Genomic DNA, 18,618 nt, shown 5'->3' with positions numbered 1-18,618 from the left:
GCGGCGCAAATTGCTGCTAGGATCGTTTTTCCAGAATTGATATGCAAATTAAGGGTTCCGTGTCCGTCCGCGATGGGGGTCGCAGGCGGAGATAGCAAGGGGATAGATGTCGGAGGAAGTGCTGATCAATGTCGGCCCCGGCGAGACGCGCGTCGCGGTCGTCGAAAGAGGTCGTCCTGTCGAGTTCTTCCTGGAGCGCACCATGGCGGATGCGCTGAAGGACAGGACAGGGCGTGCCGGCCATTCCGTCATCGGAAATATCTTTCTCGGTCGTGTGCAGCGTGTGCTGCCGGGCATGCAGGCCGCTTTCGTGGAAATCGGTCTGGAACGCGCAGGCTTTCTCGGCGCGCGCGAGGCGAGATGCCTCTGCGAGCTGACGGGCCTCGATGAAGGTACGCTGCCGCCCATCTCCGCCTGCGTCACGGAAGGCCAGGAAATCCTCGTCCAGGCGGTGAAGGATCCGATCAGCGAAAAGGGCGCGCGCCTTTCCGCCAACGTCACGCTGCCCGGGCGCCTTCTCGTGCTGGTGCCCAATCAGTCCGGCGTCGCGCTGTCGCGCCGTATCGAGGACGAGCCCGAGCGCGAAAGGCTGACCGCGCTGGTGGAGGAGATGGTCGAACGCTTCAATGCCTGTGGCGTGACCGGTGAGCCCGCGGGCTTCATCGTGCGCACCGCCGCCATCGGCGCGACGGCGGAAGAGATTGCCGCCGATGCGCGCCAGCTTGCCGAGGAGTGGCGCCAGGTGCGCGACAGGCAGAAGCGCTCTTCGCCGCCTTCCGTCGTTTTTCACGATCTCGATCCGGTGGCCAAGACGCTGCGCGACTGCGTGAATGCCGACACGGAACGTGTGCTGATCGACGATGCGGAGGCTTTTGCCGAGGCGAAGCACTATTGCAAACGCGCCATGCCGGAAATGCTGGACCGTGTGCAGCTCTTCAACGGGCCGGGGGCGCTTTTTGCCCTTTACGACGTGGATGGACAGATCGAAACCGCGCTGGAACCGCGCGTGGAATTGCCCTCCGGCGGCTGGATCACCATCGAGACGACGGAAGCGCTGACCGCGATCGATGTGAATTCCGGGCGCTACACCGCGGCCACCGGCCTTGAGGAAACAAGCGCGCGCATCAATCTCGAAGCGGTGGAGGAAATCGTCCATCAGCTCCGCCTGCGCGGGACGGGCGGTATCGTGGTGATCGACTTCATTCACCTGAACGAACCCGGCAATATTGAAAAAGTGATCGACGCGCTGGAAACAGGCTTTGCGCGCGACCGCGTACCGACCCAGATATCGGCCATGTCGGAATTCGGTCTGGTGGAAATGACGCGCAAGCGTGTGCGCGAGCCGCTGGACAAGCTGCTGACCGAACCCGCCTATGCCAATTGCCGCCCGCGCCGCAAGACATGTGCGACGGTAGCGAATGACCTCCTGCGGCGCATCCAGCGCGAAGCGGCCGGCGCTCCGGGCCGCACGCTTGTCGCGCATGCCTCGACCGAAGTGGTGGACTGGCTGGAGCGCGGCAACCCCTACCTGCTGGAGCGGTTGAGCCTGAAGATCGCAGCGGCTGTCAGCCTCGTGCCGGAGCCGGATTACTCCCGCGAAAAGATCGATGTCGGGGTGCTACAATGAGCGGGCAGGGCGGCAGGGAGTATGACGGCAAGGTCGTTCCCCTGCGCGCACCGAGGCCATGCCCGATTTGCGGCAAGAAGTCCGCGCCTGACGTCCACCCCTTTTGTTCGAAGCATTGCGCGGATGTCGATCTCAATCGCTGGTTGAGCGAAGGTTATGCGATTCCCGCCGTGGAGCCGCCCGACGATTTCGATCCCGAAAGCCTCGACCCCGACGAGGACGGGGAGCGTGGCGGCGGCTGGTAAGCCCTTAACCCTGTTCGGCAATTCGGTTTTCGATATTCTGGGCGAAAGCTGTGCGCCGCCTCTGGACAGTGCCGGATCAATCTCTTATAACCCGCGAACCTCACCAAGGCGGCTTGCCGGGGCCTCAAGAGCCCGCCCCGCTTTGGAGCTTCCGCCCAGGTAGCTCAGTTGGTAGAGCATGCGACTGAAAATCGCAGTGTCGGTGGTTCGATTCCGCCCCTGGGCACCACTCCCCTGAACATACGAACTAATTTGCGCGCATAGGGTGGGGCTTGCGATATCCAACCATCTTGCCTGCTCGCCGCTCGGCTGTTCCGCGGACGGCAAATCCGGCGATCGGTCTTTAGCTTCGAGCCGGCAGTGAAATGTCCCCGCGGGAAGACGATGCGATGAACAAACCGGACCTCAGGATAAGGATAGAGGCATTTCGCTCGGATTGACGCCGTACTCGCGGCGATAAAGTTCCGCGAAGTAGCTCGGGTTGGAATACCCGACAGCGAAAGCGACCTCGGTGACGCTGCTTTTGCCTTCGATCAGCATATCACGAGCAGCGGTGAGACGGGCGCGCTGGATAAATTGACGGACGCTGTACCCGAAACGCGCTTTGAAACCGGTTTTGAGTTTCTTTTCGTTTAGCCCTGTCTTGCGGGCAAGCTGGGCAATGGTCCAGTGCCTGGAAATATCCGAAAGGACGATGTCCCGCGCTTCGTCGAGACGCCGTTCATCTCCCGCCCTGCGCCTTGGAGGCGGTGGCGAGGCATCCATCAATTGCGCGGTCGCCGTCAGCATTTCGAGCGCTCTTGTCTCAAGCGTCAGATCGTTTCGTCCTGCCCCAAGTCCGCAATCGATGAGATTTGATATCCGTCGTTGCATCGCATTGGGCATCTCTGCCGTGCCGATCCACACACCATCGCCGGACATGCGGTGAAGGGGATGAGATGCGTTCGCCGAGGCAAAGAGCGGCGCGAATCCGATGCGGTCGAGAAATTTGTAGCCGAGTCGGAGTTCGGCAAAGACGAAATGGCAGCCCGCCGGTATCACGTAGCTGCCATGAATCGGACGGGTCGAATAGCAGACATAGAGTATGCCGGGTTTGTAGGGAATTTCCGGTGAGCCGGCGGTCGCCTCGCTTTCCACCATTGAGCCGTTTCCTCCGGCATCAAGGAGCGCGGTGATGGTTAGGCCGGGTTCGGAGTGTCCATACGATGTGTGCGCCGCATTGAACGTCATGTCATAGAGCGTGACGTCGAATCCGTCCCGGATATTGATCCGCTGGCAGCGGCCTTCGAGGCAGGCCATGTCGATGCCGCGTTCCGCCAGATGGCGAGTGACGGGGGCCGGCCGGGCGTGGGGCTCTCCATATCCCAGGGAGCGTTCGAGCACGCTGACCCGGCCAAAATCATATTGCTGTTCGTCCAACTTAATATCCCCGGCCTGTGCGATTGGAACGATTTTATTGATTTTGAGAATAATTCGCAACTAATAGTCCCGCTTCCGGGGTGGGTGACCCCGTTTGAGGTGGCAGGACGATGACCGTCATCGCAAAGCTTGCCCGTCGAATTCAACAGGTGATGCGTACGGATGGGGAAGTCGGGGGACAGGCAGGCAGCAGGCATTATCGCTCTGCTATTCGGTCTCTATGCTGCCCAGGGTACGCTTGGCAGCATGGTGCAGACGGCCCTGCCGACTGTACTTCGGGACGAAGGAGCGCGGCTCGATACGCTCGGCTATCTCCATCTTCTCTTTCTGCCCTGGGCTCTGAAATTTCTGTGGGCGCCTTTCGTCGACCGCTTCTACATCGCTGAGATAGGCCGCCGCCGTTCCTGGATTCTTGTCTGTCAGATTTCGATCATTGCGGCCTTCGCCTTGATGGCTTTTCTGTCGCCCATCGGACAGTTGCCGCTTCTCCTGACGATACTGGCGATCGCCATCATATTCGGTGCAACGCAGGACACGGCGACGGATGCTCTCGCCGTGGAAGCACTGCGGCGCGACCGGCATATGCTTGGCGGCTCCGCGCAGGTGGCGGGCGGCTATTTCGGCTTCATCGTCGGTATCGGCGTATGGCTCGCGGTCTTTGCCCATGCAGGCTGGACATGGGCCATGCTTCTCATGGTCGCCTGCCTGGGTGTCATGACGATGCCGACAGTGCTCTCGGGCCGCATGGTCTCGGATGCGCCCTCACCGGACGCGCCCGCGCCGGTATCGCTGCTCGCCTCCCTCGGGCGGCCCGAACTGCGTCTCGCGATCGTCCTGGTACTCGTTTATCAGTTCGGCGGGCGGCTCGGCATCGCCTTGACGGGGCCTTTCCTCGTCGACGCCGGGCTACCGCTTGATACGATCGGCTGGTTGCGCGGCGGCGCCGGGGCCGCGGTCGGCATTGCCGGCGCGGTTTTTGCCGGGGCCGTCTTTCGCCGTCTGTCCACCGGTTCGGCGCTCTGCATCTGCGCGCTCCTTCACGCTCTTTCCTTTGCCGCGCTCTCGGCCATCGCACTCACTCGGCATTTCGACGAAACTGCGATCATCCTTGCCTGTCTCGCACAGGCCGCTGCCTTTTCGCTGACCTTCGCCGTTCTCTATTCCGCAATGATGGGATGGTGTCTGCCGGAGCGCGCGGGAACCGACTTCGCCCTTCTCCAGAGCGCCGACGCGCTTCTTGCAATCGTGGCGGGGGTGCTTGCCGGTCTCGTGAGCGAAGGGCTGGGGCATGGCACCAATTTCGCGCTTGCCGCTCTTTTTCTGTTTTTTGCCGCTTTCGCTGCTCCGTTGCTGACGGCGCGGATTGCCGGACCGCAGCGCGTACCCGAACCGATTTCTTCCACCGCCTGACCGATAATTCATGGGGGACAACATGCGTTCCAGACTGGTCCATTTCACATTGCCGTTTTTCCTGCTCGCCACACCTGCCTTCGCGGATGATGCGGCTGAAGAAGCCGCCAAACTACCGCCCATCACGGTGACGGCGACGAAGCAGGAAAGGGATGTGGAGAAGGTCGATGGCCTCGTCAGCATCGCGACGCCGGACGAGCTTTTTTCGCGCGGTATCCGCTATGCCGACAAGGTGGACCGCCTCTTCCCCGATACGAATATCCGTCAACGGTCGAGTCGCGCCTACTCGAACTTCACCATCCGCGGACAGTCCTCGGTCGACTTCTACAATCCGACCGTTCAGCTTTATGTGGACGGCCTGCCCCAGGACCCGGCGACTTTCGGTCAGCTTCTGCCGCTCGATCTGGAACGCATCGAACTTCTTTATGGCCCGCAAGGAACTCTGTACGGGCGTAACGCAGTCGGCGGCGTAATGAACGTGATAACGCGGAAGCCGGACAACGAGATGCGGATGGTGGTTTCCGGCCTCATCGGCGACGAGGCGCATGAAGGCGATATCCTTCTTTCGACGCCGATCGTCGAGGATGTTCTGTACGGCGATATATCTCTTGCCCGCCGTGACGAAGACGGCATCTACAAGGATTTCTTCACGAACTCCGAACTCGGCGAGACCCGCGACGAGCAGGCGCGGATTCGGCTCCGCTATGCACCCTCGGCATCGCCCCTCGACGTAATGCTGAGCGCGTCGCGAACGGTGACGGAGTCGGACGAGGAACAGTTCGTTCTGGCTGCGGACCGACGGAGCGGTGTCGCCTTCCCGATCCCTGCGGAATATAAGCTGGCGCTCAACAGCTATGGGCTCACAGCCACCTACGACACGGATATCGGAACCTTCTCGTCGCTGACGGGCTACCAGACCCGACAGCTCGATCGCGTCATTTTCGGTTCCTTTACGCCGGAAGACCAGAAAACCTTCAGTCAGGAATTTCGTCTTGTTTCGGACCCGGGGAATGGCAGTGCCCTGGATTATGTGATCGGCGCTTACTACCAGTATCTTGACTTCGAACGCCGCGTACCGGCTGCGTTGCAGACCTCGCAACACAAGATCGCGTCATATGCTCTTTTCGGCGAAACGATCTGGCATATCTCGGATCGCCTGGATATCACGACGGGCCTGCGCCTCGATTACGAGGAAGCTGAAGCCATCGGCTCGGGTGCCGTCAATCTTCGCAATGAAGAAAGCTTTACCGCGCTGTCGCCGAAATTGTCGCTCGGCTATCAGGTGACGGAGAATGCCCGCCTCTATGCGCTTTACAGCAGCGGCTTCAAGCCGGGCGGATTTACGCGAAACATCTCGCCTGCGAACATCTCCTTCGCCTATGACCCGCAATATACGCATAGTTTCGAGCTGGGCCTGAAGGCGAAGGCGTTGAATGACCGCCTTCATGTCGACACGGCCGCCTACTATACCTATTCAGACGATTATCAGCTCTTCGTTGGAGTGCAGCCGAACCAGTATCTGCAGAATGCGGGCGAAGTCGTCTCCTACGGTCTGGATCTCAAGGTTGGCGTCTATCCGATCGACGGGCTGCGCCTTGAGGGCGGACTTGGCCTGAACCACGCGACCTTCGAAAGCTACGACAACCCGTCCGCTCCGGGCGTCAACCTTGAAGGCAATCGCCTGCCATACGCGCCCCGGGTCACGGCCAATTTCAACGTGGAATACGAGATAGGGCTTCCGGACGGGTTCGGCGTTCTGTTCCCGCACGCAGGTGTATCCTACACGGGCGAAGTCTATTTCGATGAGTACAACACCGCGGCTCAATCCCAGAGTGGCTATTCGACCTTCGATGCCGGTGTCAGCTGGATCTACAACGACAATCTCTCGGCCGACTTCTACGTCGATAATCTTACAGACAAACACTATGCCGTTTACGGATTCCACCAGCTCGGACTCGGCGATTTCTATCAACTCGGTCGGGGACGCGAAGTCGGTCTCCGTATGACCGTTGCGTTCTAGGTGAAGTCTGATGAATGCAGGAAAGCGAACGGCACTCGTCGTCGGAGGTGGTGTCGCGGGATTGAGTGCGGCCTGGTGGTTGGCGGCTACCGGGTGGCGGGTCACGCTCGTCGAGCGGGCGCCGGACTTGCGCGCCGACGGTTACATGCTCGGTCTTTCAGGACCGGGATACGAAGTGGCGCGGCGGATGGAGCTTCTGCCGCGCCTCCGGGAATGCGAGCGGCATATTGAGGACAATCTCTACCTTGCGCGCGATGGCAGCGAACTTCTCAGGATCAACTATCATGACTTCCTGAAAGGGCTCGAATGGATAACCCTCGCGAGACCGGATCTTGCGACGGCTCTCTACGAGGCCATCAGGACCAATCCCGATGTCGACATACGTTTTGCGACGGAAGTGGAAACTTTCCGGGATGAAGGAGACGCCGTATCGGTGAGGCTGCGGGACGGCAGCGCCTTCTCGGTCGATCTGCTGATCGGCGCGGATGGTGTTCGGTCCGCGACACGCTCGGCGCTGTTCGGCGAAAGCGCAGATCATCTCGTGCCGCTCGGCTATCGCATGGCGGCCTATCAGGTGAGTGACCCTCAAGGTCTCGGCAACGACTTCCTCTCCTATGCGGAGCCCGGTCGCATGGTCGAATATTACCGCCTGCCGCAGGACAAGATCGCCGCGCTCCATATATGGTGCGACGAAGATGCGTCTTTCGTGTCGATCGAGCGCAGGAAGCAGCTCCTGGGTGAAGCCTTTGCCGGTGCGCATCCTGACGTGATCCGGCGGATAGCTTTGCTTGGAGAGCAGGACGACGTTCTTCTTGACGGCTTGGTCATGGTCGATCTGCCCTCATGGCATAAGGGACGTTGTCTCCTGCTTGGGGATGCTGCGCATTGTCTGACGCTCGTGTCGGGGCAGGGGGCCGGCATGGCGATGACGTCGGCCTGTGTGCTGGCAGAAGAACTGGCCAGGGGAGACATTGCCGAAGCGCTTGAAAGGCACGAGGCTCGCCTGCGCCCGACGATCACGACGCTTCAAGTGCGCAGCCGCTCCACCGCGCGATGGTTTGTGCCGCAGACGGATCGTGCTTTCGCCTTTCGCAATGCGATCATGCGGTGGATGCCGAAATGGCTTCTCAACCGTTATTTCCAGCGCGGCATCCGTTCCGAAGTACTTGCTGCGTCCTCGCTTCGGATCGAAAACTGAGAAAGCATCGCGCGCGCTGGACCTCACTCATGGGGATCCAGCGCGCCGTGTTTCCCTTCCGAAGTGCCGCCGCTATCACGCGAGAAGGCGACAAACACGCCATCGATTTCATCCTGCCGACGGGCGCGAGCGGGCCCGTCGGCGGTATCGTCAAGGTGATGCCGTTGCAGGGGCGGCCTCGCGCTCCTTGGATTGGGCACTCTCCGTCTCGGCGTGCGGATTATGTTTGACCGCCAACAGAGTGTACATCGTCGGCAGCACGAAGAGCGTGAACATCGTGCCGACCAGCATTCCCATCACCACGACGATGCCGATGGCAAACCGGCTGGCCGCGCCCGCCCCGGCGGCGAAGAGAAGCGGAACGAGTCCGGCCACCATGGCAGCGGTGGTCATCAGCACCGGGCGCATTCTGACGGACGCGGAGTGCAGGATGGCTTCGTGCCGTCCCCATCCGTTTGCTCGCTGCATGTCGTTGGCAAAGGAAACCATCAGGATGCCGTGCTTGGAGATCAGGCCGATCAGTGTGACGAGCCCGATCTGGGTATAGATGTTGAGGGTCGTGAACCCGAGATAGAGCGGCACCAGCGCACCGAAGATCGCCAGCGGCACCGTCACCAGAATGACCAGCGGGTCGCGGAAGCTCTCGAACTGGGCGGCCAGCACGAGATAGATGACGATCAGTGCAAATCCGAAAGAGATCGTCAGCTGGTTTCCTTCCTTCACATATTGCCGGCTGTTCGAGAGCCAGTCGACCGACATGCCGGGCGGCAAGGGTTGGCTCTTCAGAAAGTCGACTGCCTGCCCCATGGTCACGCCGGGCAGCAGCACGGCCGAGAGCGTTGCGGCATTCATCTGGTTGAACTGCGACAGCGCATTCGGCTGCGATCGCATCTCGACGTTGACGACCGTGGACAGTGGTACCAGCGTGCCGGAGCCGGTCCGGACATAGAACTGTCCCAGATTGTCCGGCGTCAGCCTCTTGTCCTCGGGCGCCTGGGCGATGACGTCATAGGAACGGTCAAACCAGTTGAAGCGGTTGATGTAATTCTCGCCCACCATGACGGCGAGCGTGTCGGCAATCTCGGACATGGAGATGCCGAGCTCGCCCGCCTTGGCGCGGTCGACCGAGATATGCGCTTCCGGGCTGTCGAAAGCGAGGTCGCTGTCGACAAAGGCGAACAGACCGCTGCGCCAGGCGGCATTCTTGATACCGTCCATTGTTTTGTAGATCGACGAGAAGCCGTCCGCTGAGCGGATAACCATCTGAACCGGCAAGCCGGCGCTGCCGGCGGGCAGGGGGCTGGGCTGGAAAACCGCCGCATAGACACCGGTCACCCCGCCGGCCCGCGCGGCGATCTCGCTCTGGATCTCGCTCGCGCCGTGGTCCCGGTCTTCCCATTCTTTCAGAATGATGCCGCCGAAGCCGATATTGGCGCCATTCGATCCCCCCATGCCGAAAAAGCTGTCCGCGAATTCGGGGAACGTGTGGAATATCTGCTCGACATCGGAGCTGTATTTTGCCGTGTAGTCGACATTGGCATATTGCGGCGCCTTCGTTTGTACGAAGATGTAGCCCATGTCCTCCTGCGGTGCGAGTTCACGCGCCGCGCTTGTGAAGAAGACGACGATGGCGCCCAGAAAGACCGCGCCGGCGATCAGGACCGCTGTCCTCGATTTCATGGTCATGCCCAGCAGGTGGACATAACGATTTGTCACGCGCTCCATCACATGCTCGATGCCCTGGGCAAGACGCCCTTCGGTCATTTTCGAGTGCAGGAGGCGCCCGCTCATCATCGGCGAAAGCGTCAGGGCGACGACGCCGGAAACGATAACCGAACCGGCGAGCGTGAAGGCAAATTCACGAAAGAGCGCACCGGTGAGGCCGCCCATCAGGCCGATCGGCGCGTAAACGGCCGCGAGCGTGATGGTCATGGCGATCACCGGCCCGACGATTTCACGTGCGCCTGCGATCGCAGCCTGTACCGGCGGCGAGCCTTCCTCGATATGGCGATGGATATTTTCCACCACCACAATGGCGTCATCGACCACAAGGCCGATGGCCAGAACCATGGCGAGCAGGGTCAGAAGATTGAGAGAAAAACCGAACATCAGCATCAATGCCGCGGTACCGAGGAGCGAAAGCGGGATGGTGACGATCGGAATGATCACGGCTCTGAACGTGCCGAGAAAGAGGAAGATCACGGCAATCACGATCACCACCGCTTCGATCAGCGTATGTTCGACCTCCGAGATGGAAGCTTCGACGAAATGTGCGACGTCGAACTGGTTCTTGACCGTAAGCCCCGGCGGTGCGACGCGTTGAATGCCCGGCAGCAGCTTGTTCACCGCATCGACGATTTCCAGCGGATTGCCGTCCGGCGTTGGCGAGATCGATATGAAAACGGCCTGATGCCCGGAGCTGATGGCCTTGCCGTCATAATTCTGGCCGCCAAGTTCCACGGTTGCGACATCTTTCAGATAGACCTGTCCGTTCCCGCCGGTCTTCAGCAGCATATTGCGGAATGCGTCGATATTCCGAAGGTCCGTGGTCGCCGTAATGTTGATGGCGGTGTTCGAGCCTTTGATCTGGCCGGGCGCTGCCTGGACGTTGTTCGCGCGTAGCGCGCGCACGACATCGCTTGCCGTCAGGCCGCGCGCAGCGAGTTTCACCGGGTCGACCCATATCCGCATGGCAAAGGGTGCGCCGCCGTCGATCTGCGCAGATGCGACGCCCGGAACGGACGTGATCAACGGCTGGGCAACGCGCGTCGCGAAGTCTGAAATCTGCGACGGAGAAAGCGTGTCGCTTACGAACGAGACGTATTGGATGGCGGAGGCGCCATCGGTGATTTTCGTGATGACGGGATCGGCCGCGCCCTCGGGGAGGCGATATTTCACCTGCTGCACCTTGGACAGGATTTCCGTCATCGAGCGATCGGCATTGGCGTTCAGGATGAGCTTGGCGGCGATATGGCTCTTCCCCTGTGTCGAGGAAGAGGTGATGTATTCGATCCCGTTGGCGGTCGCGATCGCCTGGGCGATCGGGGTGGTCACGAAACCCTGCATCACGTCCTGTGTCGCGCCGGGGAATGCCGTATCGATATTGATCGTGGCGCTTTCCATCCTCGGATATTGACGGATCTGCAGTGAGAATACTGCGCTCAACCCGACCAGGAAGATAAGCAGGCTGACGACGATCGAAAGGATCGGCCGCTTGATAAAGATATCCGTAAACGTCATGTCACTTTTCCTGCGGGGAGCCGGGTTGCTTCACCTCGAGAGATGCGCCCGGCTGGATTCTGAGCTGTCCGTCCGTCACCACCACGTCTCCGGGCACCAGGCCGCGCGTCACGACGACCTCGTTCCCGATGCGGCGCCCGCTGATGACCGGAACGATATCGGCGGTACCGCCTTCCTTCGGCGTCTCGCCGCGAACGACGGCAATGCTGTCGCCTTGCGCGGAAGTCATGATCGCCGTCTCCGGAACGACCAGGGCGTTTTGTTGCGGGGGCAGAGCGAGCGATGCCGTTACATACATGCCGGGGCGCAGCGCGCCGTCCTTGTTGTCCAGAACGGCTTGTACCGAAACATTGCGCGTATCCTTGCCGATCTGCGGTTCGATGGCGTTGACCTTCGCGGTGAATGTCCGCTCCGGCCAGGCGTCGCTTTTCACATCGACGGTGGCTCCGGTTTTTATCCGGCTCAAATCCTGCTGCGGAAGCGCAAATTCGACAAAGAGCGTGTCGAGCGCGGTCAGCGTTGCGACCTCTTCTCCCGCATTGAGATATTGCCCGGGGTCGATCCGACGGATCCCGACCTTGCCGGCAAAAGGCGCCCGGATCTGTTTCTGCCGAATATGCGCCTCGAGACGCTCGACCGCTGCGGCCGCTTGGTCGCGCTGCGCGGCGCGCTGGTCCCGGCGTTCCTTGGAGTCGACGCCGGTGGACGCAAGGCGTTGCGAGCGCTTCAGTTGCGTCTGGGCAAGCGTCAACGCCGCTTTGGCCGAGGCGAGATCGGCACGTTCGGGGGCATCGAACAACTGGACGAGTAAGGCATCCTTCTCGACGGTGTCGCCTGCCTCGAACTCGATATCGACGACACGCCCGCTTGCCTCCGGCGCAAGCATCACTTCATTGACGGCGCGCAAGGTGCCGACCGCGTCGAGAGAAGCGGGAACCTCTCTGGGCTCGACGACGGTTGCTGTAACGGGAAGCGGGCCCTGTGCCCAGCCCTGCTGGCCGCCCAGCCTTATGTTCCGCCACAACACGAGGCCTGCGAACAAAAGGCCCAGAATGACCAACAGAATGATGATCGAGGAAAAACGACGGCCGAGAGATCGCAGACCGCTCGCGGAAACTGCGCTGTCGAAACGGGATGGAGAGGAGTTATTGTCCGGCATGGAAGAGCCGCCTTTACACGAGGTTGGCTTCGGCGAATTCATAGTTCGCCAGATTGTCGAGGAAGTTGGTGACATAGTCCGGACGCCGGTTGCGGAAATCGACGTAGTAGCTGTGCTCCCACACGTCGAGCGTCAGCAGCGCTTTCCCCTCGCCGGTGGAAAGCGGGCTGGCGGCGTTCGCGGTCTTGGCTGTCTTGAGCTTCCCGTCGTCGCCGAGCACGAGCCAGGCCCAGCCGGAGCCGAACTGCCCCACGGCCGCGGTCTTGAAGCTGTCCTTGAAGGCGTCGACGGAGCCGAAATCTTCAACGATCTTGGCTTCCAGCTTGCCGGGGAGTCGCCCGCCTTCGGGAGAGAGGGAATTCCAGAAAAAGCTGTGGTTCCAGTGCTGGCCCGCATTGTTGAAGGCGGGGGCAAGATCGGCCGCGTCCCTGGCGAAGGCGACGATTTCCTCCACCGATTTGCCTTGAAGGTCGGCATTGGCCTCGACCAGGCCGTTCAGGGTGGTCACGTAAGCCTGGTGGTGCTTGCCGTGATGGAGTTCCAGCGTTTCCTGGCACATCCCGCGCGCGGTCAGGGCCTCGCGGGAAAAGGGCAGGGTGGGGAGTTCAAAAGCCATTCTTCATACTCCTGAAAGCTTAAGGCTTGCGCCAAAAGCGGGATACGCATATTTTCCAAGTGAGAGCTTTGAAAACTATCGGCGACAATATGTCAAGCAGAGTCTTGGAAAATTGGAATTGGTCCCCGCGAAATCCTGCGGAACGGATTCTCATGATGTTGAAAATGCATGGGAAACAGACCGCGGCCGAGCTGGGCAAGAGACTCGGCATCACGGGAGAGGCCGCGCGCCAGCAGCTCAACCGGCTTGCGGCGGAAGGCCAGGTCCGGGCGGATAGCACCCCGGCCGGCGTCGGCCGTCCCAGGCAGCAATGGAGCCTGACGCCCGAGGCGCAGTCGGCTTTTCCCGATACCCATGCAAGTCTCACGGTCCAGATTCTGGAATCCGTGCGCTCCCTTTTGGGCGACGAAGCGCTCGACCGCATTATCGACCAGAGAGAGCAGGATACCCGCATCCTCTATGAAGCCGCGATGTCGGGCCATACCAGCCTCAGGGATCGTGTGGCGGCGCTTGCCGAATTGCGCTCGGCAGAGGGGTATATGGCGGCTTGGGAAGAAGCCGAAGACGGCTCCCTGCTCCTGATCGAAAACCATTGTCCGATATGCGCGGCGGCGAGCCTCTGTCAGGGCTTTTGCCGCACTGAACTGGCCCTCTTCCGCTCTCTTCTCGGCCCTGGCGTAACCGTCGAACGCGCCGAACACATCATCGAGGGCGCCCGGCGCTGCGCCTACATCATAAAAGAAGCATAACGACGATACGCCCTGACGGGAGGCCGTTCCTCACTCCTTGTGGGCTCGTTGCCGGCCGGGTCGGAACGGGGCTATTGTGACTTCAATATCCTGCTCCAGAGCGCCTCTGCTGCCGGCGATTGCCGGGCGGCGGGGCGCCAGAGGCGAATTTCGATGGGGATGTCCTGGTCCGGAGGGCCGGCGCGCAACAGGGTTCCCGCTTCGATATCGTCGCTCACAAGGCTGAGCGCGGTCCATGCGACGCCGCGGCCGTCACGGGCCATGGCCGTCAGGACGCTGGCCAGGTGAGAGGAGAATACGGGCTTGGTTCGCGGTGTGCGTCCGGAGGCGGCCCAGGCTGCGGACAGGATTCTCCCCATGCCGGACTCGGCGGAAAAGGATAGTTGCGGCGCCTTTTCCGGGACGACCTGTTTGGCCAGCTCCGGTGAAATCACGGGCAACAGCGTATCCTCGCCCAGCCGTACGGACCGGAAGTCCTTGCCGAACCTTGTCGTTGCGGCTTCGTGGTGATGGCCGAGCAGAAACTGCGCGCGCCCTTCGATCATCAGTCTTTCGCACGCCACCATGTGGTCGGCCGTTAGTTCCACCGTCACGCTTGTCGGTTCGTCCTTCTCCAGACGGCGCAGCCAGGTCGGAAAGAAGGTCAGCGACAGCGCATGGGTAGAGGCGAAGCGAAGCGTTTCGGACGAAATCTTGGCGATCGCGCGCGCTTCCTCCCGCCCGAGCTGGAGACGGCGGACCGTCTGTTCCGCCACAACCTTAAAACTCTCGCCGGCGGCGGTTAGCTTCATTGTGTGTGTGCTGCGGTCGACAAGCGTGGCGCCGACCCACTCTTCCAGGGCCTGAATCCGCCGGCTGAAGGTCGGCTGCGTGACCGCGCGTTGCTCCGCGGCGCGCGCAAAGCCACCGACCTCGACCAGCACCAGAAAATCGTCGAGCCAATCGATATTCACGTCGCCCTCCTTTCCCGTGCGCCTGCGCAGCGCACCTGAAATCGGGACAGTCTTTTGGGTCGGGAAGGGGAATATCGATGCATCAATCTATACGTATAGCGAATTGGAAGTAGGGGGATGCCGCTGCTAGCTTGGCGCCAATTCCGGAGACACTAGCAGCATCGGTGGACGCATATGAGTGAGAAATTCGACGCGATTTCGCTCGAAATCTACTGGAGTAAGCTGATTGCCGTCGCCGACGAGGCGGCGACCACACTGCTGCGTACCGCCTTCTCTCCAATTATACGTGAATCGAATGATTTCGCGACATGCCTGATGAATCTGCGTGGCGAGACGCTGGCCGAGTGCAGCGGCGGCATCCCCGCCTTTGCGGGGCTTCTGGGGCGGGCCTGCCGGAGTATTCTGGAGCGATTTCCGCTGGAAACCTGGCAGGAAGGGGACTGCGTTTTCACGAACGATCCCTGGATCGCGACGGGACATCTGCCGGACATCGCGCTCATCGCGCCGGTCTTTCACAACGGCAGGCTGGTCGCCTTTTCCGGCACGGCGGCCCATGCGCCCGATATCGGCGGGAGCGTCCGGCCCGACAATCGCGAGATATATGAAGAGGGCGTGTGTATCCCGCCTATTCATCTCTACCGGGCCGGCGTTCGCGAGGAGACCATGCTGCGTCTCTTCCTCAACAATGTCCGGCACCCCGATCTGATCCTTGGCGACATCGAGGCGCAGGTGACCGCCAATCAGGTCTGCCGGAAACGTGCATCCGATTTCCTCGCCGATACCGGGCTTGAGGATTTCGAGGATCTGTCGCGCGAGCTTCACGCCATGTCCGAGCAATCCATGCGGCGCGCGATCGCCGCCGTGCCGGACGGCGTTTATTCCTCCTCCGTTCGTCTCGACGGCGCGGGAAACGAGCCGACGGAGATCGAATGCAGGATCGCCGTCGAAGGGGACGGGATGACCGTCGACTATGCGGGCACGTCTCCCCAGGTCGCCAGTGCCATCAACTGCACCATGAACTACACCCAGGCCTATTCCATCTATCCGCTCAAATGCATTCTGGATCCCTATTCGCGGCGTAATGAAGGGTCCTATCGACCGATCCGCGTGGTCGCGCCGGAGGGGTGCATTCTGAATGCGCGTCACCCCGCGCCCGTCGCGGCGAGGCATTTGTCCGGACACGTCCTCTCCTGTGCGATCTACCAGGCGCTGGCCGATGTATTGCCCGACAGGGTGCTGGCCGATAGCGGCGGCGCACCGGCAATGCGCATTTTGGTCGGCGGCCATGACGATCGGGGAGAGCGATACTCCACCATTCTGTTTGCCAGTGCCGGCATGGGCGCGTCCTCGCGCGCCGACGGGCTGTCGACCACGGCTTTCCCGACCAACTCGGGCGCCGGCAGCATCGAAATTCTCGAGGCGACGTCGCCGCTCCTGTTCAAGCGCAAGGAGTTCCGCCGCGATTCGGGCGGTGCCGGTAAATATCGCGGCGGTCTTGGTCAGACGATCGAGATCGAGAACCGCGCCGGGACGCCCGCCCAGATCGTTATCGTCGGCGAGCGGGAGGAAAATCCCGCCCGCGGCATTTTGGGCGGGTTGCCGGGCGCGGCCGCGTCGGCCGCTGTTTCCGGCGTTGGAACGGTCGGGCTCAAATCGCGCAACCTGCTCAAAAGCGGGTCGACCGTCACATTCGAATTCGCCGGTGGCGGCGGATATGGCGATCCGGCGGAGCGCGACGCGGCGGCCATCGAACGGGATCTGGAACTCGATCTGGTGAGCGGGGAAGCGACCTCTCTCCACTACAATAAGAAGCCCGAGGCAAGTGTTCGAAAATGACAAAAACAATCCGTATCGGGATTGATATCGGGGGAACCTTCACCGATTTCGTTCTTCGCGACGAAGTGCGCGACATGACGAGAACCGGCAAGCTCCTCACGACGCCCGAAAATCCGAGCCGGGCCATCATCGACGGCGTGAAGCGCCTGCTCGATGAAACGAATTCGCGGGCCGAGCAGATCCTCGGCATCGTGCACGGCACGACCCTGATTACCAACACCGTGCTGGAACGGACCGGAGCCAGGGTCGGTCTCATAACGACCGGCGGGTTCGCCGACACGCTGGAGATGGGGCACGAGACCCGCTACGACGTCGACGATCTCTTCCAGAGGCCCGCCCCCGTTATCGTCCCGCGCAATCTGCGGCGCGGTGTGGGGGGACGCATGTTCGCCGACGGGCGGGAATGCGAGACGCTCGATGAGGACGCCGTTGCGCGCGAAGTCCGGCAGCTCGTCGAGGATGAGGGGATCGAGGCGCTGGCCATCTCCTTCATGCATGCCTATCGCAATCCGGCACATGAAAAGCAGGCGCTTGAAGTGGTCCGGGCGATCTATCCGGATCTGCTCGTGACGCTTTCATCCGATGTCGCGCCCGAAATCCGCGAGTTCGAGCGGACGAACACTGCCTGCGTCAACGCTTACGTCCAGCCCCGCGTGCACGATTATCTCGACCGCCTGACGGGCGAGCTGGCAGAGCTGGGCTTTGCGGGCAATCTCTCGATCATGCTGTCGAGCGGCGGTTTGACGACGATCGAGGAGGCGAAAGCCTATCCCGTAAGGCTGATCGAATCCGGGCCAGCCGCCGGCGCCATGGCGGCCGCCTATATCGCCCGCCAGATCGGCGAGGACCATCTTCTGTCATTCGATATGGGCGGCACGACGGCCAAAATGTGCGTCATCGAGAACGCCGAGCCGCATGTCAAATACGACTTCGAGGCCGGGCGGCTCGAGCGGTTCAAACCGGGGTCGGGCCTGCCGCTCAAGGTCACTGTGATCGACATGATCGAAATCAGCGGCGGCGGCGGGTCCATGGCCGTGGTGGACGATCTCGGCCTGATGAAGGTCGGCCCCCGCAGCGCGGGCTCGGTGCCCGGGCCGGTCGCCTATGGCCGGGGTGGCGAGGTCCCCACGGTGACCGATGCCGACCTTCTGCTCGGCTATCTCAATCCCGACTATTTCCTGGGCGGTGAAATGGCACTGTCCCTGGAGACGGTCCGGGACGCGGTGAAGGAGAAGCTGGCCTCGCCGCTCGGGATCGGGACGGAGCAGGCGGCGGAAGGAATCCAGAAGATCATCAACGAGAACATGACGGCGGCCACGCGCATGCATCTCGCGGAGAAGGGGAAGGACCCCCGTTCCTATTCGATGGTCGCGTTCGGCGGCGCCGGCCCCGTTCACGCCTACGGCCTTGCCAAGCTGCTGAAGGTAAGGCGGATCGTCGTGCCGATGGGCGCGGGCGTCATTTCCGCTTTCGGCTTTCTTGTGGCGGCGCCCACCACCGACAGCGCGCGGGGGTACTTCGCGCGCCTCGACCGGATCGACTGGGACGAGGTCAACGCCTTGTATGCGGAAATGCAGGCCGATGCCTGCAAGCTGCTCGTCGAAACCGGGGCGGCGACAGAGGACATCCGGTTCCAGTGGAAAGCGGATATGCGCTATCACGGCCAGGGGTTCGAAATCACCGTGCCTCTCCCGCAGGGGCCGCTGTCGAGCGACGACACGAAGGCCGTCCGCGAGGCATTCGACCGGACCTATGGCGAACTGTTCGGACGGACGGTCCCGGGCATCCCGGTCGAGGTGGTAAACTGGCGATTGTCGTCTTCTCTGGACGCGCAGGATATCAGCCTGGCGCACGATCCTGTCGAGACGCCGGCCGAAAGGCCGTCTCGCGAGGTATTCTTCCCCGACTTCGGGAAAATCGAAACGCCGGTATATGACCGATATGCTTTGCGGCCCGGCACGGTCATCGATGGGCCGGCCATCTTCGAGGAGCGAGAAACGAGCTTCAATGTCGGGCCGGACGCCACGGTTGCGGTGGACGAGTTCTCGAACCTGATCGTCGAGATCCGGGAGCCCGGTTCGCAGTGACCCGTCTCGAAGAGTTCGTCGCCATGCCCGGGCGCAAAGCTCGCACGTATTGAAAGATT

13 protein-coding genes and 1 tRNA gene are annotated in these 18,618 nt (G+C 61.6%); 9 read left to right on the top strand and 5 right to left on the bottom strand.

Features of this window, described 5'->3' with window-relative positions:
* Nucleotides 1-106: 106 nt before the first annotated feature.
* The 3 genes from FHS78_RS16475 to FHS78_RS16465 all read left to right on the top strand — a co-directional run bounded on the left by FHS78_RS16475 (nucleotide 107) and on the right by FHS78_RS16465 (nucleotide 2,101).
* Nucleotides 107-1,627, top strand: a complete 1,521-nt coding sequence (locus tag FHS78_RS16475) for an Rne/Rng family ribonuclease (RefSeq protein ID WP_167095473.1) — start codon at nucleotides 107-109, stop codon at nucleotides 1,625-1,627.
* Nucleotides 1,624-1,872 carry a DNA gyrase inhibitor YacG gene (yacG, locus tag FHS78_RS16470; protein ID WP_167095472.1) on the top strand — a complete coding sequence of 83 codons (249 nt, stop codon included), beginning with the start codon at nucleotides 1,624-1,626 and terminating at the stop codon, nucleotides 1,870-1,872. Before FHS78_RS16475 ends, yacG begins: the two co-directional genes overlap by 4 nt.
* A gap of 153 nt (nucleotides 1,873-2,025) precedes the next feature.
* Nucleotides 2,026-2,101, top strand: a tRNA-Phe gene (locus FHS78_RS16465).
* A 176-nt stretch (nucleotides 2,102-2,277) separates the two neighbouring features.
* Here the strand turns inward: FHS78_RS16465 and FHS78_RS16460 are convergent.
* Nucleotides 2,278-3,291 carry a helix-turn-helix transcriptional regulator gene (locus FHS78_RS16460; RefSeq protein WP_167095471.1) on the bottom strand — a complete coding sequence of 338 codons (1,014 nt, stop codon included), beginning with the start codon at nucleotides 3,289-3,291 and terminating at the stop codon, nucleotides 2,278-2,280.
* 162 nt (nucleotides 3,292-3,453) lie between these two features.
* On the opposite strand from FHS78_RS16460, the gene FHS78_RS16455 reads away from it, so the two are divergent.
* The 3 genes from FHS78_RS16455 to FHS78_RS16445 are packed head-to-tail and all read left to right on the top strand — an operon-like array spanning nucleotide 3,454 to nucleotide 7,919.
* A complete protein-coding gene (locus tag FHS78_RS16455) occupies nucleotides 3,454-4,701 on the top strand; it encodes an MFS transporter (RefSeq protein ID WP_167095470.1) in 1,248 nt (415 codons plus the stop codon).
* A 22-nt stretch (nucleotides 4,702-4,723) separates the two neighbouring features.
* On the top strand, nucleotides 4,724-6,721 hold the full coding sequence (locus tag FHS78_RS16450; RefSeq protein ID WP_167095469.1) for a TonB-dependent receptor: 1,998 nt from the start codon (nucleotides 4,724-4,726) through the stop codon (nucleotides 6,719-6,721).
* A gap of 10 nt (nucleotides 6,722-6,731) precedes the next feature.
* Nucleotides 6,732-7,919, top strand: coding sequence for an FAD-dependent oxidoreductase (locus FHS78_RS16445; RefSeq protein WP_167095468.1), 1,188 nt, complete (start codon nucleotides 6,732-6,734; stop codon nucleotides 7,917-7,919).
* A 150-nt stretch (nucleotides 7,920-8,069) separates the two neighbouring features.
* On the opposite strand, the gene FHS78_RS16440 is transcribed toward FHS78_RS16445, so the two are convergent.
* From FHS78_RS16440 to FHS78_RS16430, 3 genes are read right to left on the bottom strand one after another with little or no spacing between them, the layout of a single operon-like run.
* Nucleotides 8,070-11,159, bottom strand: a complete 3,090-nt coding sequence (locus FHS78_RS16440; protein ID WP_167095467.1) for an efflux RND transporter permease subunit — start codon at nucleotides 11,157-11,159, stop codon at nucleotides 8,070-8,072.
* Nucleotide 11,160: 1 nt separating this feature from the next.
* A complete protein-coding gene (locus FHS78_RS16435) occupies nucleotides 11,161-12,318 on the bottom strand; it encodes an efflux RND transporter periplasmic adaptor subunit (RefSeq protein ID WP_167095466.1) in 1,158 nt (385 codons plus the stop codon).
* 13 nt (nucleotides 12,319-12,331) lie between these two features.
* On the bottom strand, nucleotides 12,332-12,934 hold the full coding sequence (locus FHS78_RS16430) for a superoxide dismutase (RefSeq protein WP_167095465.1): 603 nt from the start codon (nucleotides 12,932-12,934) through the stop codon (nucleotides 12,332-12,334).
* A 164-nt stretch (nucleotides 12,935-13,098) separates the two neighbouring features.
* Here FHS78_RS16430 and FHS78_RS16425 point away from each other — a divergent pair, with 164 nt between their 5' ends.
* A complete protein-coding gene (locus FHS78_RS16425; RefSeq protein WP_246220558.1) occupies nucleotides 13,099-13,683 on the top strand; it encodes a helix-turn-helix transcriptional regulator in 585 nt (194 codons plus the stop codon).
* A 71-nt stretch (nucleotides 13,684-13,754) separates the two neighbouring features.
* On the opposite strand, the gene FHS78_RS16420 is transcribed toward FHS78_RS16425, so the two are convergent.
* On the bottom strand, nucleotides 13,755-14,636 hold the full coding sequence (locus tag FHS78_RS16420; RefSeq protein ID WP_167095464.1) for a LysR substrate-binding domain-containing protein: 882 nt from the start codon (nucleotides 14,634-14,636) through the stop codon (nucleotides 13,755-13,757).
* A 174-nt stretch (nucleotides 14,637-14,810) separates the two neighbouring features.
* Between FHS78_RS16420 and FHS78_RS16415 the strand changes: the two genes are divergently transcribed.
* The gene (locus FHS78_RS16415) at nucleotides 14,811-16,472 is read left to right on the top strand and encodes a hydantoinase B/oxoprolinase family protein (protein ID WP_167095463.1); all 1,662 of its coding nucleotides are present in this window, start codon (nucleotides 14,811-14,813) and stop codon (nucleotides 16,470-16,472) included.
* Nucleotides 16,469-18,559, top strand: coding sequence for a hydantoinase/oxoprolinase family protein (locus FHS78_RS16410; RefSeq protein ID WP_167095462.1), 2,091 nt, complete (start codon nucleotides 16,469-16,471; stop codon nucleotides 18,557-18,559). The genes FHS78_RS16415 and FHS78_RS16410 overlap by 4 nt, the downstream gene beginning before the upstream one ends.
* Nucleotides 18,560-18,618: the final 59 nt, after the last annotated feature.

This window comes from Parvibaculum indicum (assembly GCF_011762095.1).
GTDB lineage: Bacteria > Pseudomonadota > Alphaproteobacteria > Parvibaculales > Parvibaculaceae > Parvibaculum > Parvibaculum indicum.
This window is presented reverse-complemented; position numbering and strand designations above follow the sequence as displayed.